The sequence below is a fragment of the Yersinia sp. 2540 StPb PI genome, from assembly GCF_052217165.1.
Lineage (GTDB): Bacteria > Pseudomonadota > Gammaproteobacteria > Enterobacterales > Enterobacteriaceae > Yersinia > Yersinia enterocolitica_E.
Genome location: NZ_JAZGQC010000001.1, coordinates 2,452,471 through 2,469,826 on the forward strand (window position 1 = coordinate 2,452,471; position 17,356 = coordinate 2,469,826).

Genomic DNA, 17,356 nt, shown 5'->3' on the forward strand with positions numbered 1-17,356 from the left:
TTCATTTAAAGCGCCTTATCTGGCGAGGATTATCTATGCAAAAAATTGGTGATATACCGAATACGCGCGCGGACAGTAACGGCGAATTTACCGACGGCAATGTTGCTGGTGGTGTTCCTCCTACAATATTACCGGCAGCATGGTTTAATACCATTCAGCGTGAGTTGATGAGTGTTCTTTCTGCTGCAGAGATTGATGCCGACAGCACTCAGTTTAATCAAGTTCTTTTATCTATACAGAAGCTGATTGGCGAGGAAATTCCTGATATTAAAGACGCCTCATTAACTCAAAAAGGCGTTGTTCAATTAAGTAATGCAACCAACAGCAACAGTCAGATACTGGCAGCCACGCCAAAAGCAGTCAGTGATTTGGGAAGTTCGTTATTAAAGATCAGCAATAACCTTTCTGAAATTAAAGACGCTGGCCCGGCTGCGGTTGAACAGACCCTCACTAATATTGGTTTGACGGGTATTGGCATTGGGTTGCCAAGCATGACTGGGATAGATAATTTTGATTTTCAAACATTTGTATTTACATCCGGTGCGAATTACATAGCCTCTTCTACAAATTGGCTAAATGTTCCAACTGAAATTAGTTACCCTGCAGGATTAGCTATTAGCATAAAAGTTGATTATGTAACTGGAACCCAGATTGGGCTTGAGATAAAACCTAGCACTGTAAGCAGCTCAAACTTTAGGGCTTGGTATGTACGGTTGGGCGGTTACCCCGGCTCTCGGACATATACAGCAAGAGAGATCAGAACATCAGCAAACAAAATCCCAGCATCGGGAACTGATGTTGCTACAAATGCGGAAATGCAGGTGGGAACAGCGGATAAGTTGGTTTCGCTAGTTGGGTTAATGAGTATTTTCGGTAAGAGAACTTTCTCTGAAAATGACTATATTCGCATACCTGATGTGCCAGGCGGACTAATAATCCAATGGATGAAAATCAATAATTTTCCGGCGAACGCATTTCAAACGGTCACACTGCCAACCGCCATGCCACATCAATTGCTTAATGTGGTTTCCACTATGTACTACGGTTCGCTTTCTGCAAGCGCTGAAGCTAACGCGCGCGTTACAGACTTTACATTAACGAGCTTCAGAGCAGCGGCCGGACTATCGTACACAACATCCCAAACCTTTATAGCGATAGGATATTAAGATGAATAATGTTTATTTTAGCGCCGCAACAGCGGGCTTTTACAGTGAGCATTTAATAACTGATGGCTCGTATGATGACTCGCTACCCTCTGATGTCGTCGCGCTGACAGTGGAAGAAACCGAAACTTATAAGGCTGTAAATCCACCTGATGGGAAACTGCTTGGTGCCATTGATGGCCGACCTGCTTGGGTAGATTTACCACTACTGACAGATGAGCAACTTACAGAGATAAAGGCGATCAATGTAGCGCAAATTCAAAAAACTAAAACAAAATTGATTAGCGAAGTCAGCGATAAGATTGAAACGCTGAAAGACCGGATAGAGATGGGGCAGGATAAAGCCGCTGAGTTGAAGCTGTGGAAACTCTATCGTATTGCGCTTGATGATATTGATGTGAGTACAGCACCAGATATAGAGTGGCCAGTTGAACCTAATGCTGTTTTAACTGAAGCATAAATACAAAACCGGGCTTAATGGCTCGGTCTATATCAATCATACAACCAGCGGCCCGCTTTGGCAGATTCTGCAAACATTCTTATTGTCAGTGGTTTTTTATTTTGGATAGGTTCTTTACGAGAAAAGAGTCCTTTTTCTTTCCAGGGAAAATAATTACTCCAATAGAAGTTATCATAAGTAACGTTAAATGCTTTGAAATAGGCGTCTGTGGCATCACTTATGTCTTCAAATCCAAAATTATTTTGCAGCACAGAATCGACTTCAACAGGGATTTTTTTGAAGGTAATTGTTGTTACCAAGGGAAGCTCTTTTTTAAAAAACTCGATAACCTGCTGTTCAATATTCGGGGGAGTTACCATAAATTTTTCTAACTCAAACTGATAGACCATGAGGGTTATCCCTTCTGCGAGCATACACCGAATCGCTATAGCATTTTGGGTTAATTTTGGTTATTATAAATATAATTCAGGATTTTCTAATTAATGGAACTAATAATGAATATTAATAAATTTCTTTTTTACACAATGATGTCATTATCATTTTGTTTGTTTTGTTTTATTGCCTTTGTTGTGTTCAGCTTTTTTACAACCATCATTGATATATATAATGACGGTGGGCTGTCTCCCTTTAACTATAGTTATGTTGTTGGTCACTTGCTTATTCTTATGTTTGGATTAGGTTGTTTCTACTTTTCAACAAAAACAACCTTAAAATTAAAGGGTAAAATTTAATTATTGTTTGTCAAGGCCAATAATTATCTTCATGATAATCTCGTCCCACGCGGCGGGATTTTTATCTTTTACTATCATGGCTTCAATAAATGGGCTAGCATAGCTATCCACCAAAAAATAAAACAAATCCAAATCACCAGAACCTCTTAACTTATTATATATATCAGGTGTTTTCTCTCTTAACGCATCAGAGCCATAAATTGCTCTTGACCTAGCTCCGCCTATTGAATAAATTGTTGAAAACAATGAACCAACAAGAAACTTGCTCACGAGTCTTTTGGAAAAAATAGTAGATAAATCATTAAGAATGGCTGTGCTGATGACAAATTTACCCGTTGCTTTTCCTAAGCTATCAGCGAGTGATTTTATTTTGTCCTTTCTGACTTTGCTGACGAATTCATTTGTGATTATATTTAATATTTTGGTTAAATCTTCATTGGTAACGCCTTTTTTTATTCTCTCCAAGAGTCGTATGGTGGCTATTTCGTTTCTTGATCTGTTTTCCGTGTCAATAAAATCAACAAATATAAATGACATATCTTTTGAAAAGTCAATGACAACTTCACCAGCCTGTTTAAAATATATTTTATAGGCGGGTTTATTATTCGATTTTAAAATTTCTATTATTTGATTTGCTATTAAATCTTGTTTAGACATTTTACGTTCCTTATAGAGTGTCCTATGTTTATTTTGTCTCGTTCACAATTCACACTTCTCTTTACATAACCTCCATGCGAGAAATAGCTTATCATAGGTTAATGTTTTAATCGTACGAAAGGCTGTCGCAAGGTTGGGTTTATTACGATAAAACTTTTCTCTGTTATTACCATATAAATTCCCATCCAAGCATATTGGATTTGGATGATTACTCCAAACAATTAGGGTGAGCAAAATTCTGAAAATAGGATGGCACTATAAAGGCAGCTAGAAAGGGGCAGCGCGGGTAGGGTGGTGAGGTTGTCAGATTACAGGCATAAAAAAAGCCCCGCAATATGAGGGGCAACTGGAAAAATTCGGGAGCAATTTTTTATTACCAATCTAGTATGGTAACAATTTTGTAACTTATCAAGCTACGAGCACAAAAAAGCCGACAGCGACGTCGGCAATAGAACAGATACTTATCTTATAGTTTTGTTTGGTAAACTCGGCAGCGGGCCGGGTTAGTGGGATAAAATTAGTTAACAAATGCCCGCAGCATGATTTCTACTGGTTTAAACTCACCATCTTTAGGGTTTAGATTAGATGTCACTGTTATGTCGCCCCTAAATGCCATTTTTCCTGCTAAAGCTGCTGCATCTAATGATGGGTCAAGGACAAGTTTAACCCTTCTGTCAATAATCCCCGGTACCACTGCGGCCCAACCTTTTGATGGATTATCAAGGTCTAGAGCCCTGATTTGAATATCAACATCCTTGTAGTCCACTGTTTTTGATGATTGATCAAAAATTACTGTGGATGGAGCCATTCGAATAGTTTCTTGAGAAATAACAACTTGGCTACTGCCTTGCCCTATTGTCAATGATGCATTATCGTCATTGCGAGCTGGTGAAATCACTTTTAAAGCACCTTCGGCAAGAGCTTTTTTATTTGTCACTGAGCTCTCAATAACAGATTTTAAACCCTCTGGCGTTAGGTTTGCCTCTCCAGCGCCAATGTTTATTATAACGTTGTTATTTGCTTCAAAATGTGGGGTTGTTTCAGGGCTCATTGCCGCGCTGGCTATATAAAGACCATAACCAACTAGTCCAGCAACCACAGCAAAAACAATAGTGTTTCTCACTGCCCCCTCCCCAACAATCACATGGCATTTAGCCACAAAATCGTCCATCTTTTCCTGAGAACCAAAGAGCAACTTGATTACTACATCTTCATATAGACTGCCAGTGCGAAGTAACTCTACCTGTAATTCAATCCCGTCTATATCACACTCAGTTAGGTTAACTAAGACGTCTTTTGACTGTTTTACTATTGTATCCCAACCTTGAAGGGATTTTATTATTTCTTTTACGCTAACTGGTTCATGTGTGGAATAGAAAAAATTCTCTTTAAACGATAATTCTAAAACGTCAGACATAAGATATCCCTTTACTGCCCTAGTAATTGTTTGTGCGCTCCGGTCTTTGCCAGATTCGCTGTATTTGTTTACCCACCCCTCGATGGGCTAGCAGTGAGTTACCTAGCAAGCATCTCAGATGCTATGTACCCAGCCACAAAAGCAGCAAGTACGAGGACGATAACAACTACTGTGCTGTTTATTTTCATACATCCTCCAGTCGGTTAGCTTACGCAAAACCAAAACGCAGCGTACTAGCTGAGATAGTAAGTTATCCCACCAATTTTTACTCCATCGCCTAGTAAGGCTATTGTTATCGCTGCAACTGCGCAAATAGCGATAACAGTAGCCAAGACTAAAATTGCAGGTATTACATACTCTTTCATCTCTCCTCCTTGAGCTATGGGCTGGCAGTGGGTTAGTTGAAAGTATTCTTTGGCAACCGGTAGAGCCGAGTGGCTTTCAAATAGCGAGGATTCCAACCAGCCGGGTGACTGAGCACCTAGAAACTAGAGCATCAAGGTTCTTTATCATCATGGTTATTCGATGCCTGACCTGACAGCTTGGCCAGCGCATAGATACTAGTGATAACGAAAACTATGACGAGAATAAAAACAATCCAGTAGACAGTGCCCATTTGTTAGAACCTTGATTAACAATAACCATCTTCAATCGAATGAGACTTTTGGTTTAAAATAACCGAAACATCATAGATCGAAAAAGCTGCAATACAAATACTGGGGATTTATCAGGGGAGGGGATAATGGCCGATGGGTCACCGGCCTGATACAGAGAGATTAAGCCTTAAACGGTCGCCCGATTTACCCATATTTTAACTATTTCACACGTTCAATGCTGGTTGTGCGTCAATTCTATACTCAGCAACTTACCTATCTAAGTGGGCTTTCTCTCACGACGTATTGCTTTTGGCATTTTTTGTATCCATTCATCAACCAATTCACGGTTGTAGAAGCAAGCAGCTGTTTCGTGAGGGATTCCATTCCCTGAAACGTGTTTGTACTCGCGCCCCTCCATCCACGAAGTATCTCTAGCATATTTAATGGTATTTTTCTTTAAGCCAGTTATAGCCATCAATACTGATTCCGAAACCCAACGTGACGGTACTAACTGAATAATGTTATCCATAACTATGTTGCCTCTTAATTTTCTCTGACAAACGATTTTTGTGAACATCTTTTATAGTTTACACATAGAGGAGATTAATAAAGTTGGTATTGGGTTTTTTTAGTCAATCAGATGAGTGATAAATAGTAACATATTGAAGATTAATAGTTATTTTTGGTTATCGTCAGGTTGAAGGAAGTTCAATAAGCTATTGAACCGACTTTATAGAGAGATGAACCTACCGTGGGTCGGTTCAAAATAAAATAAATATTTCATGTAAATCAGTCGGATAGGCAAGTGAACCGACTGAACCTACCGAACCGACCACTTTCTGGTTATATATAGCGAAATTTTATTTGCGATTATGAATCCATAATCAACTGTTAAATTGAAGGTCAATAAATACTCAGATTGATTGTTGCGAATATTGTGTATGTATGCAAAATAGTGAACTAACCCTCGTTACTGACCATGATACGCAAGAGTATTACTCAATTTAGGAGAATATTACGTGTATAGATATGTGTATAGTTATATAGATATAACTCAATAATTATATTAAATATCATCATGTTACCTGTTTGATTCGAATCTCTCCTCCTCCGCCATCATTTCTCTTTATCCTCTTGTTTTTTCCCCAGTTACTTATCCCAAACAAAGGGTATTTTGCCCCACAGACCCTATCGATAATGCTTTCTCCGGCAGCGTTGCTCCACCGTGGAAACGAACTAACACGCCTTTTTCTCCCATTGCATTTGTTTTATTTGTGATCGATAGCAAATAAAATGTCAATTCGAAATAAATCGAAAGTTATGGTGCAAGTGATACTCGCTTGCCTGATGGTGTTGTGGTTGCTGGCTACCTATATCTTGGCGGTTGAAGTGAGTTGTGAAACTGATAGCCCTTATATTTACGTAGCAAGGAGGTCTAATGGTCTTGGTATACCTATAAAGAGGTATATGATTGACTTTTATGTAAAAATTGATCGATGAGATGCTTTTTTTTTGAGCTGGTTCATAAAAGCGAATACCCACACAAAAATTGTTTGATCTAAAACAAGCATTCTTACTACTACAAATCATTTGCTGCAAATCCTCCTTACTATCTGCCTAACCCACAGGTTGATATCAGTCATGCTTCGCCTCCTGGCTCGCTATTTCTCACCTGATTGCGGGTTTAAAAATAAAAAAACCATCTGGTGCGGGCACTGATAGCGTCCGGTATGGAAAAACACACTGGAGTAAATATTGTGAGCAAATTTATAAGACAGGTGTTGGTAGGGATAATGGTTCTTTTGGCAATAGGCGCGGTATTTTCTTTGTCGGCGGCACCTACGCCGCCGATTGAGGCCCGCAACGATAAATTCGCCGAACAGCATGTTGACCAATTTACCTCATGGTTGAAAACCAAAGAGAGTGGGCCACGAGAAGATGCGCTGGCGGATGACCCCAATTTGGTGATCCTTTGGGCCGGATATCCGTTTGCCAAAGATTATAACAAACCTCGTGGGCACTATTATGCTGTCACTGATGTGCGGGAAACCTTACGTACCGCAGCACCGAAAACCGCAGAGGATGGCCCCTTGCCGATGGCCTGCTGGAGCTGTAAAAGCCCGGATGTTGCCCGCTTGATCAATGAACAAGGTGAAGAGGGGTATTTCAAAGGGACTTGGGCCAGAGGTGGCCCGGAAGTCGTCAATCAGTTGGGGTGTGCCGATTGCCATAATACCGCTTCTGCTGATTTTGCTGCCGGGAAGCCAGCTTTAGTCCTCTCCCGGCCCTATGCTGAGCGTGCTTTGCAATCTATCAATAAACCTTTCGAACATGCCAGCCGCCTGGATCAACAATCCATGGTGTGCAGCCAGTGCCATGTTGAGTACCACTTCGCCGGTAAAGATAAAGCGGTGAAATTCCCATGGGATCAAGGCACGGATGTGGTGTCAATGGAGAAGTATTACGATGAAATCGCTTTCTCTGATTGGGTTCATCCGCTGTCAAAAACCCCGATGTTGAAAGCCCAGCATCCTGAGTATGAAACCTGGCGTGCGGGGATCCACGGTAAAAATAATGTCAGTTGTATCGATTGCCATATGCCGAAAATCCAAAATGCGGCAGGTAAGGTGTATACCGACCACCAGATCCGCAACCCGTTTGATAGCTTTGAAACTACCTGTGTTAACTGCCATACCCAGGATAAAAAAACCTTGCAAGATATTGTTGCTGAACGCAAAGCCAGCATTCAGGAGTTAAAACTGAATGTTGAGAAACAACTGGTTCACGCACATTACGAGGCAAAAGCTGCTTGGGATGCCGGGGCAACCGAACAAGAAATGAAACCTATTCTGCAAGATATCCGCCATGCCCAATGGCGCTGGGATTATGCCATTGCTTCCCACGGTATTCATATGCATGCACCGGATGTTGGTCTGCGTGTATTGGGGGGCGCGTTGAATAAAGCTGCCGATGCCCGTACCAAACTTGCACGTCTGCTGGCGACAAAAGGGATTAGCCACGAAATTCCGCTGCCGGATATTTCGACCAAACTCAATGCCCAGAAAGCGCTGGGAATGGATATGGATAAGCTGAACCGCGAGAAGCAGGAGTTTCTGCAACAAGTGGTGCCAGCCTGGGATGATCAAGCCAGAAAAGCGGGCCGGTTGAGCCAGTAAGAGGCGTTCCGGTGTGACAATACGCTCACCGGATCTATTCCAGAGACAAACGGCCCCAGGTTGGGGCCATAGCAAAGGTGGAATAATTATGCGCGTTTTACGTTCATTCGGTTCAGCCGCGCTGCTGGTAGTGTTGATTCTGTGCACGCTGCCCACTCTCGCCACAACACCGAACACGACGGCGAAAATGCCCGCGTCGCGCCATATTGTTGAGCCGCAGCGCAACCCGGATGCTGCTTGCATCCAATGTCATAAAGAACAAAAAGATGAGTTGCATGGCAAACATGCTGGCGCGGTAAATCCGAATACACAGTTGGCCTTAACCTGTACCAACTGCCATGGGCAGGCATCGGTGCTGCACCGTAATGGTATTAAAGATGTGATGCGTTTTAACCGCGATATGTTTAATGCCGATAAAGCGATGTACAGCGTCTCACAACAAAACAGTGTCTGTATGAGTTGCCATCTGCCGGAGAAATTACGCGAGGCGTTCTGGCCCCATGATGTGCACATGTTGAAGCTTTCTTGTGTCAGTTGTCATCAGTTGCATCCTAAAACCGACCCGATGCATGGCCTTGACGATAAAGGGCGGGTCAAACTCTGTGTTGACTGTCATCGCCGTCAGCAGGAGCTGATATCGAGGGAAACGCCATGAATACGAACCGTCGTCACTTTATCGCCAGTATGGGGGCGCTGATTTTCCTGACCGGTTCTGCTGGACGTTCACTGGCACTCAGCGGCACTGTTGATGGCATTCGTTACGGGATGCTACATGATGAAACCCGTTGTATTGGCTGCACGGCCTGTATGGATGCTTGCCGTGAGGTTAATCATGTACCCGCTGGGGTCTCACGGTTAAACATCATCCGTAGCCAACCGATCGGTGAGTTTCCTGCCGTAAAATATCAGTTCTATCGTCACTCCTGCCAGCATTGCGATAAGGCGCCCTGTGTCGATGTTTGCCCAACCGGAGCCTCATATCGCGATAGCGGGACTGGGATTGTTGATGTCGATCCCGACCTCTGCGTAGGGTGCCAGTACTGTATCGCCGCCTGTCCGTACCGGGTGCGCTTTATCCATCCGGTGACGAAAACTGCCGATAAATGCGATTTTTGTCGGAAAACTAATCTAAAGCAGGGTAAACAGCCCGCCTGTGTCTTGTCGTGCCCAACCAAGGCACTCATCTTTGGCAATTTGGACGACCCTAACAGTGAACTGGTGAAATTATTGCATCAGCGCACTGTGTATCGCGCCAAGTTACATCTTGGGACACAACCGAAATTGTATCGTGTTCCCTTTCAGTATGGGGAGATAACCGGATGAATCCTGAACTGAATACCCCGTTTCATTTTGCCTCGTTAGTGTGGGATTGGCCGATAGCCATCTATCTGTTTTTGATAGGAGTATCGGCGGGCATGGTGGTAGTTAGCCTATTGGTTAAGCAACGGGTTCTGGGCGGTGAGGCGGCGCGCAGTGGGTTAGTTAAATCGACCGCTATGATTGCGCCCTTAGCGGTGATTATGGGGTTGTTTATTTTGATACTGCACCTTACCCGGCCGTGGACTTTCTGGAAGCTGATGTTTTTCTACAGTACCAGCTCGGTTATGTCATTGGGTGTCATGCTGTTTCAGATTTATATGGTGGTGCTGTTGGTCTGGCTGGCGGTGATATTTCGCCATGGGCTGACGGCATTATTACAGCCTTACCGCAAATTGAATTGGGTTGGCACGGTGCTGCATAAACTGGCACCGATTGAACGCAAGTTGGAACCATTGATGATGTTTCTGGCTGTGGCGTTGGGGGCATATACCGGCTTCCTGTTATCGGCCCTGAAGAGTTACCCCTTGTTGAATAATCCGGTATTGCCGGTGTTATTTCTGTTCTCCGGTGTTTCTTCGGGTATTGCTGCCATGGTGTTGTGCGCGGTGACCTTTTTTAAAGAACCCATAGATAGCCCGGCACTGGCATTTGTTCATCGGTTGGAAAAACCGGTGGTGTGGTTGGAGCTATTTCTGCTGCTGGCATTCTTCACCGGGCTGTGGTTCGGCGGTGGTCAGAAAGAAGTCGCGGTCGCTGTCGCGTTGGGCGGTGGTTTTTGGGCCGCGATGTTTTGGTTCTGGGTTATCGGTTGCGGCATGGTGCTGCCATTAGTTTTAAACCGTTTTTGTAGCCATGGAATGCGCCATCGGGTCTCATTTCTAGTGACGGTATCCGGCTTGAGTCTGTTTGGCGTATTGGTTTTACGTTTCTTTATTCTTTATGCCGGTCAGATGACGGTTGTGTGAGGAGGCGAACCGGTGATGGGTGAAAATGTATGGTAGGTGAGTTGGGGCTGTTGTCACTGTTGGTGGCTGCGTCATTGGCGCTGCTGCTCACTGTTGTGCCTGTTATTGCTCTCCATCGGCGGCGATTGGCTTTGTTGTATTGGTTACCGTCGTTCAGTTACGCCGTGACCTTATTCATTACACTGGCACTGTTGTTACTGGGTTGGTGCTTTGTTAGCGATGATTTTTCTCTGCTTTATGTGGCACAACACGGTAATAGCCAGCTTCCTCTATTTTATAAGGTTGCGGCAATCTGGGGCGGGCATGAAGGCTCCTTGTTGTTTATGCTGTTTGCTCTGAGCCTGTGGAGCACCGCGTTGACGCTTTTTCGCCGTCATTTTCCGCTGCGTTTTTTTGCTCGCGCGTTGGCAGTGATGGGGGGGCTACTGCTTATCCTGAGTGTTTTTATCCTCTTTTTCTCCAATCCTTTTGAGCGATTGTTCCCGACGTTGGCGCAGGGGCGTGATTTAAATCCAATGTTGCAGGATCTGGCGCTGATATTTCATCCACCCTTGCTGTATCTGGGGTATAGCGGTTTTGCCGTTAGTTTTGCTTTCGCCGTTTCGGCGTTGCTTGCAAGTCGCAATGGCAATAATAGTGTGCACTACTGCCGTCCCTGGGTATTGGCTGCCTGGAGTTTTCTCACGTTTGGCATTTTGTTGGGGGCATGGTGGGCATACAGCGAGTTGGGGTGGGGCGGCTGGTGGTTCTGGGACCCGGTTGAAAATGCGTCATTATTGCCATGGCTCACCGCAACTGCACTGTTACATGTTCTGGCTGTTATTGAGAAACGGGGCTTATATCATCATTGGGGCATTTTGCTGTCGCTGGTGACATTTCAACTCTGCTTGTTAGGCACTTTTATCGTGCGCTCTGGGGTGTTGACCTCAGTTCACGCTTTTGCTGTTGATACGGCGCGCGGTGAGGCTTTACTGGCGCTGTTTGGCATAGTGACGTTGAGTTCATTGACGCTATTTGCCCTGCGGGTGCGGGGCAACAATCGCCCTGCTGCTTTCAACCTCTTCTCACTGGAGTCATTACTGCTGGCGGCAATGGTGCTGCTCAGCATTGCTGCGGTAACCGTATTGATTGGCACATTGTATCCATTAATTTTCAGTGTGCTGGGGTTAGGATCACTGTCTGTTGGTGCGCCCTACTTTAATCAAACCCTGACACCTTTTGTGCTGTTGTTGCTATTGCTGATGGGCATAACGCCGTTTGCCGATTGGCGGCAAAGCCACAAAATCAATGGCTGGCGTCTTGTCGTACCTGCTGTATTAGCTATCTGCGGTGGGTTGCTCAGTTTAGGTCTATTCGAGTCACCGTGGCAGGTGGGGATGCTGATAGGTGTCACTCTGGCCCTCTGGACGTTGTTCGCGCCATTATTTGCGCCAAAGATACGTGGCAATTTATGGTTGATACACGGTGGCGTTGCGGTCAGCCTGCTGGGAATGCTGTTTGCTTCATATTACACCGTCGAGCAGGGGCGACGTATGGCGCCAGGCAGTCAGGTCACACTGGCCGGTTATCAGTTTACCTATCGTCAAACTGAATTGGTGGTCGGCCCAAACTATACCAGTGAGCAGGCGCATATTGTGGTCAGCCAGAATGGGCAAGCGTTAACCACATTGTTACCGGAGCGGCGGCACTATACGGCGCGGGGAATGTTGATGATAGAGCCGGCGATAGCCAGTAGCCCCCTGGCGGACTTTTATGTGGTTCTGGGGGATAGTTTGGGCGCGGGGGAGTATAGCGTACGTTTGTCCCATAAACCGATGGTCAGTTGGATTTGGGGGGGCGCACTGATGATGGTAGTTGGTGGTTTATTGGCGCTATGGCGCAGAATCCACCCTGTTAGCGACCTCGCGGGGGATAAATGAAACAACGTTGGCCTTGGTTGATTGTCCCTCTGGTTGCCTTACTGCTGGGCTGCTTGCTTTATAGCGGCTTAACGCGGGATCCGCATCGTATCGAGTTGGCCGAGCAAGACCTGCCGTTTCCCGCGTTTTCTTTATCCGAATTGCAACAGCCCGGGCAGAACATAACGCGAGAGCAACTGTTGGGTAAGGTGACGGTGATTAATGTATGGGCCAGTTGGTGTGCCAGTTGTAAGCAAGAGCTCGCCCTACTGGGGCAGATAGCCGGGACGTTGCATGGTGTGCAGTTCTATGGTCTGAATTACCGCGATGACCGTCAGGCGGCGTTAAATACTCTGCGGCGCTACAGCAATCCTTATCAGAAGAACCTTTATGACCCGCATGGCACATTAGCACTGGCGATGGGGGTATATGGTACACCTGAGACCTGGCTAATTGATGCAAATGGCATTATTCGCCAGCGCTATGCTGGTGAAATGACGACAGAGATATGGCAACAACAGTTTATGCCGCTACTGGCGCAATGGACGCGGGTGGGAACCCCATGAAAGTTTTATTCCTGATGTTATCACTGGTTTTTTCATCTGGTGTTGCGGCTGATCTGGTGGATACCTATCATTTTAGTTCGCCGCAACATCAGCAACAAGCATTGGCATTGGCGCAGGAGTTGCGTTGTCCTCAATGCCAAAATCAGAACTTGCTGGAGTCGACCTCGCCGATAGCGCAAGACTTGCGATTAGAGGTCTATCAGTTGGTAGAAGCAGGACACAGCTCTCAGGAGATAATGGCCGTAATGACCCAGCGCTATGGGGACTTTGTTCGGTATCGTCCTCCGTTGCGCAGTGCCACACTGGTGCTATGGTTTGGGCCTGGGGTGTTACTGGCCTGCGTGTTAGGTGGGTTGATTTTTAAGATACGCCGGCAATCTGTCTCAGGTGTGAGAGGGCCGCGATAATGGTGCTATCGATAGGGCTGGCGATACTGGTGCTGTTGGTGGTAGTGAGTTTGTGGTGGCCGTGGCTGGTGCAATATGGTCGCTTGAGCTGGCGCTGGCCACTGGGCTTCAGCCTGGTGGTGCTGATGCTAATTATGTTGGGATACCGGCAATTGGGCCATTATACCGCCGTGCAGCAAGAGGCTTTGCGGCTACAGGAAGCCCAGCGGTTGAATAATATGCTCGATAAGCAGAGCAGTGATCCCACGCTATCTCGGTTACAACAACGTATTCGTCTGGCTCCCGATAAGGGGGATGGATGGTACAGTTTAGCTCAACATTATTTATATCGTAACGAATTTGAGGATGCATTGATCGCCTTGCAGCAGGCTGAACGTTTGCAGGGGGCCAGTGCCCGCTTTGATGCTGCACGAGCGACGGTGTTCTATTACCGGTCAGGGCAAAAAATGACGGGTGATGTGACGTACTGGTTACAGCAGGCTTTGACTAAAGATCCCATGCAATATACTGCGCTAATGCTGCAAGCCGCTGATAACTTTACCCATGATAGATACGCGCAGGCCATCGCTATTTGGCAGCAGTTATTGGAAAGTGATAACCCACAGGTTGATCGTGCGGTGATTATCCGTGCTATTACATTAGCTCGGGTGATGCAGCAGGCTGAATGATAGACAAAAAAAACCCTTACCAATCTCATTTGGTAAGGGATGCCAATTCGGCCAACACCAGGGAAAACATTATAACCGTTTATTAATCATACAATTAATTTGGGTTAGTGATATGACTTAAGTCAAGTTTATCAAAATTATATAAATAAGGTTAATGTTTATATGTGTCAGGAATCATTTATTAATCGCAAGGAGCATGGATTTACTGCACACATTGATTATTTGTATGATTTTTAAACGATGAGAAGGGGGCGGGGCGATATTATGGCCATCTGAATGTAAATGCATCCAGATGGCTAGGCAGAACAGGTATTGTGGGACTAAAAGTCCCCTGGTGTTGGCGAAAATATATTCTTTTTTGACTAACTTTCTTAGCGTCTGTGCGCTAATATATTAGTTTTATAATATCTAAAACTAATTATTTAAAGCAAAAACAGTCTAATAAACATAGGGCTATAATAATAGCTAGCCTTAAGTCTAGTTTGGAAAACTATCCTTTAGTCTAGGTTGTTTGTTCATATAATGTTAGCCGGGCGTCTGTGAGGAAACTCTGTAAGTCTATTTTATACACTGATTTCTATTGAAAACAATGTCATAAAATTGTATCGTTGCTCAACATATATAGTAAACTTGGTCTGTTATGATAATTGATTATTTTGATAATGAAAGTATTAATGAAGATATAAAGAACTATATTCAAAGAAGAATAAAAGCTTATGGTGATCTGCGTTATTCCTATTTGGTAATGAATAAGAGAACACCCTTACACCCGACTATTATTTCAAACTACCCAATGGATTGGATACAAACATATAAAAAAAATAACTACCACCTTATCGATCCTGTTATTCTGACGGCAAAAGACAAAGTTGCTCCCTTTGCTTGGGACGATAATTCGGTGATTAATATAAAGTCAACCGACTCAGCTGTGTTTAACCTTGCCAGAGAATATAATATTATTAATGGTTATACATTTGTTCTTCATGATAATAATCATAATATGGCAACGCTGAATATTTCTAATGGAAGTGATGATAGCATTTCTTTTGATGAGAGCATTGAGACCAATAAAGAGAAAATTCAAATGCTGCTCATTTTGACTCATGATAAAATGTTGGGTCTCTACCACAAAAATAACAGTAAAAACAACAAGTTGAATGGTGCTAGTGACGAAAGGGAAATTTTCTCTCCTAGAGAGAACGAAATTTTATATTGGGCTAGTGTCGGCAAAACATACTCGGAAATTTCCATAATATTGGGAATAAAAAGAAGTACAGTTAAGTTTCATATTGGTAATGTTGTTAGAAAACTTGGTGTTTTAAATGCCAAGCATGCGATAAGACTTGGCATAGAGTTAAAGTTAATTAAACCTATTTAACTATATCTGGCACCGCTAATGGCCAGGTTTCAAGTATATGAGGTTCAACGTGATGCGTTCTGCGTATCTTCTTTATTAATTGTTGTTGGCTATCAATGTCGACACCCAGATGTAAAAGATAAATAACCTCATTTTTCTCTGACTCACCTTGGTTTAAAACTGTAATATTCCAGCCGGAACGCTTCAGTAATACATACATCCCTCGGCTGACAACAGTCAGTATACCTTTATAATTGCGGCTTCTGGCATAATTAACCATTGCTAAAAAAAGTAATACGCTGAGTGCACTATTATGGCCTACCATATCTCTTGCTAGTTTTTTTTCAACAAAGAAACGGCTGGATTCTATAAAACCATCGACCGGAAGGTCAATGTCGGAAAAATAAGGTGCGAATGGCCCTGCCACCATTGTCGGATACTTCATTTCAATAAATCTGACACTGCAAACAATAGTATCTTCTATTATTCCTAATATATAGTTTGTATTCTCATCATCATATTGGTCGCTTTCTCTGCCATCAGTACAGGTTACTTTCCAATCTAAGCGATCTTTAAATGTTATTTTTCTAAGTGTGAAGATCTCGTCTAACTTTCTTTCAGGCATACTGTTAAAGTTTACGTTAAATAGTTTTAACATGATGAAAACCAAAGTTATTTAATTAAACCAGCATCGTACACGATCTCTGTCCGTTAGTGCAAACATTGAACGAGGTAGACAACGCCATGAATAACTAATGAATGTCAGCATCTTCGTTCAATTATTCTACAAATAGCAAAAAGACAGACAATCTATTTTTGATGGCCACGTACTATAGGTGCGGTACTCGGAGAGTTGATGGATATTTTTAAGAGAAAAGTGACATCAGACGGGACTTTTCAACAGGAAATAGTTATAACGAAACATCATTTCATTTTTTGATTGAAAAGGATGTTCACGTGGACCGCAGTCCTGCGCTTTTTACCAATAAAAAATTTGTTTTCCTCGTGGCAACCTTCTGTTGCCTTCTTTGGGGCAGTGCCTACCCTGCGATTAAAAATGGTTATGCACTGTTTCATATCGCCCCAGATGACATTCCGAGCAAGATGGTGTTTGCGGGTTATCGCTTTTTATTGGCCGGGTTAGTGCTACTCATTTTTGCTGTTGCCAGTGGTAAAGCTATTGGCCGACTTAACAAGGGCCAATATAGGCAGATTGCCATTTTAGGGCTAACACAGACCACGTTACAGTATGTCTTTTTCTATATTGGGCTGGCATATACTACCGGGGTGAAAGGCTCCATCATGAATGCAACGGGGACATTTTTCAGTGTCTTGTTGGCGCATTATATTTATAAAAATGATCGATTATCATTTAATAAAATCATTGGCTGCGCACTGGGTTTTGCTGGCGTGATGGTGGTGAATTTTGGTGCCGATTTGATGGATTTTAATTTTTCACTGTTAGGTGAGGGAAGTGTGGTACTGGCTGCTTTCATCCTTTCTGCCGCCAGTATTTACGGCAAACGTATTTCACAAACCATGGATACCACGGTGATGACAGGTTACCAGCTTGCCATCGGAGGGTTGGTGTTGACACTTGGCGGTTATCTCTTTGGTGGCCATTTGAGTGACATTGGCTGGCGGGCTTTATTGTTATTGGCCTACCTGGTGCTGTTGTCATCGGCCGCTTTTGCACTCTGGAGCTTGCTACTCAAATATAATCGGGTAGGGATGGTTGCACCGTTCAATTTTCTCATCCCGGTTTCAGGTGCGGTTCTGTCCGCCATTTTCCTCAATGAAAGCATTTTAGAATGGAAGAATGCCCTTGCACTGGTGTTGGTTTGTGCGGGGATCATTTTGGTTAATCGAATAAAACAGAATAAAACAGAATAACGAGTAAAGAATAAATAGTTCAGAGTTATTAATGTGGGGGATGTATTAGCCTTAATTGAATTTGAGATATTAGGGCTAATAC

Annotated in this window: 18 protein-coding genes and 1 pseudogene; 13 read left to right on the forward strand and 6 right to left on the reverse strand. The window is 43.8% G+C overall.

Annotated features, from left to right (window positions below):
* Positions 1-35 precede the first annotated feature (35 nt).
* The 3 genes and pseudogenes from V1956_RS11090 to V1956_RS11100 all read left to right on the forward strand — a co-directional run.
* Positions 36-287 (forward strand): annotated as a pseudogene (locus tag V1956_RS11090) (phage tail protein); the annotation flags it as partial.
* The gene (locus V1956_RS11095; RefSeq protein WP_442825803.1) at positions 267-1,166 is read left to right on the forward strand and encodes a phage tail protein; all 900 of its coding nucleotides are present in this window, start codon (positions 267-269) and stop codon (positions 1,164-1,166) included. The pseudogene V1956_RS11090 and the gene V1956_RS11095, both read left to right, overlap by 21 nt.
* Before the next feature lies 1 nt (position 1,167).
* A complete protein-coding gene (locus V1956_RS11100) occupies positions 1,168-1,623 on the forward strand; it encodes a tail fiber assembly protein (RefSeq protein WP_442825119.1) in 456 nt (151 codons plus the stop codon).
* 32 nt (positions 1,624-1,655) lie between these two features.
* On the opposite strand, the gene V1956_RS11105 is transcribed toward V1956_RS11100, so the two are convergent.
* From V1956_RS11105 to xisR, 5 genes are all read right to left on the reverse strand, one after another.
* Positions 1,656-1,982: a DUF1493 family protein gene (locus V1956_RS11105; RefSeq protein ID WP_050288793.1), complete on the reverse strand. Its 327-nt coding sequence runs from the start codon at positions 1,980-1,982 to the stop codon at positions 1,656-1,658.
* Positions 1,983-2,354: 372 nt separating this feature from the next.
* Entirely contained in the window at positions 2,355-3,011 is a 657-nt protein-coding gene (locus tag V1956_RS11110) for a hypothetical protein (RefSeq protein WP_072088875.1), read from the reverse strand.
* Positions 3,012-3,528: 517 nt separating this feature from the next.
* The gene (locus V1956_RS11115) at positions 3,529-4,428 is read right to left on the reverse strand and encodes a hypothetical protein (RefSeq protein WP_050288787.1); all 900 of its coding nucleotides are present in this window, start codon (positions 4,426-4,428) and stop codon (positions 3,529-3,531) included.
* 233 nt (positions 4,429-4,661) lie between these two features.
* A complete protein-coding gene (locus V1956_RS11120) occupies positions 4,662-4,793 on the reverse strand; it encodes a hypothetical protein (RefSeq protein WP_442825120.1) in 132 nt (43 codons plus the stop codon).
* Positions 4,794-5,301: 508 nt separating this feature from the next.
* Positions 5,302-5,553: an excisionase family protein gene (gene xisR, locus V1956_RS11125; protein WP_167312756.1), complete on the reverse strand. Its 252-nt coding sequence runs from the start codon at positions 5,551-5,553 to the stop codon at positions 5,302-5,304.
* Between the two features lie 1,264 nt (positions 5,554-6,817).
* Between xisR and nrfA the strand changes: the two genes are divergently transcribed.
* The 9 genes from nrfA to V1956_RS11170 all read left to right on the forward strand — a co-directional run bounded on the left by nrfA (position 6,818) and on the right by V1956_RS11170 (position 15,402).
* On the forward strand, positions 6,818-8,200 hold the full coding sequence (gene nrfA / locus V1956_RS11130) for an ammonia-forming nitrite reductase cytochrome c552 subunit (protein WP_372559917.1): 1,383 nt from the start codon (positions 6,818-6,820) through the stop codon (positions 8,198-8,200).
* Between the two features lie 88 nt (positions 8,201-8,288).
* A complete protein-coding gene (nrfB, locus tag V1956_RS11135; RefSeq protein WP_442825121.1) occupies positions 8,289-8,855 on the forward strand; it encodes a cytochrome c nitrite reductase pentaheme subunit in 567 nt (188 codons plus the stop codon).
* Positions 8,852-9,523, forward strand: a complete 672-nt coding sequence (nrfC, locus tag V1956_RS11140; protein ID WP_372559305.1) for a cytochrome c nitrite reductase Fe-S protein — start codon at positions 8,852-8,854, stop codon at positions 9,521-9,523. Before nrfB ends, nrfC begins: the two co-directional genes overlap by 4 nt.
* Positions 9,520-10,485 carry a cytochrome c nitrite reductase subunit NrfD gene (nrfD, locus tag V1956_RS11145; protein WP_372559304.1) on the forward strand — a complete coding sequence of 322 codons (966 nt, stop codon included), beginning with the start codon at positions 9,520-9,522 and terminating at the stop codon, positions 10,483-10,485. The genes nrfC and nrfD overlap by 4 nt, the downstream gene beginning before the upstream one ends.
* Before the next feature lie 29 nt (positions 10,486-10,514).
* Entirely contained in the window at positions 10,515-12,404 is a 1,890-nt protein-coding gene (locus V1956_RS11150; RefSeq protein ID WP_442825122.1) for a heme lyase CcmF/NrfE family subunit, read from the forward strand.
* A complete protein-coding gene (locus tag V1956_RS11155; protein WP_372559302.1) occupies positions 12,401-12,949 on the forward strand; it encodes a DsbE family thiol:disulfide interchange protein in 549 nt (182 codons plus the stop codon). Before V1956_RS11150 ends, V1956_RS11155 begins: the two co-directional genes overlap by 4 nt.
* Positions 12,946-13,356 carry a heme lyase NrfEFG subunit NrfF gene (gene nrfF / locus V1956_RS11160; protein ID WP_372559301.1) on the forward strand — a complete coding sequence of 137 codons (411 nt, stop codon included), beginning with the start codon at positions 12,946-12,948 and terminating at the stop codon, positions 13,354-13,356. Before V1956_RS11155 ends, nrfF begins: the two co-directional genes overlap by 4 nt.
* Entirely contained in the window at positions 13,356-14,024 is a 669-nt protein-coding gene (locus tag V1956_RS11165; RefSeq protein WP_372559300.1) for a TPR domain-containing protein, read from the forward strand. Before nrfF ends, V1956_RS11165 begins: the two co-directional genes overlap by 1 nt.
* Positions 14,025-14,664: 640 nt before the next feature.
* On the forward strand, positions 14,665-15,402 hold the full coding sequence (locus V1956_RS11170; protein ID WP_442825123.1) for a helix-turn-helix transcriptional regulator: 738 nt from the start codon (positions 14,665-14,667) through the stop codon (positions 15,400-15,402).
* Here V1956_RS11170 and V1956_RS11175 read toward each other — a convergent pair.
* Positions 15,395-16,039: an acyl-homoserine-lactone synthase gene (locus V1956_RS11175; RefSeq protein WP_372559298.1), complete on the reverse strand. Its 645-nt coding sequence runs from the start codon at positions 16,037-16,039 to the stop codon at positions 15,395-15,397. The genes V1956_RS11170 and V1956_RS11175 overlap by 8 nt on opposite strands.
* A 299-nt stretch (positions 16,040-16,338) precedes the next feature.
* On the opposite strand from V1956_RS11175, the gene V1956_RS11180 reads away from it, so the two are divergent.
* On the forward strand, positions 16,339-17,274 hold the full coding sequence (locus V1956_RS11180) for a DMT family transporter (RefSeq protein ID WP_372559297.1): 936 nt from the start codon (positions 16,339-16,341) through the stop codon (positions 17,272-17,274).
* The last annotated feature ends 82 nt before the right edge of the window (positions 17,275-17,356 follow it).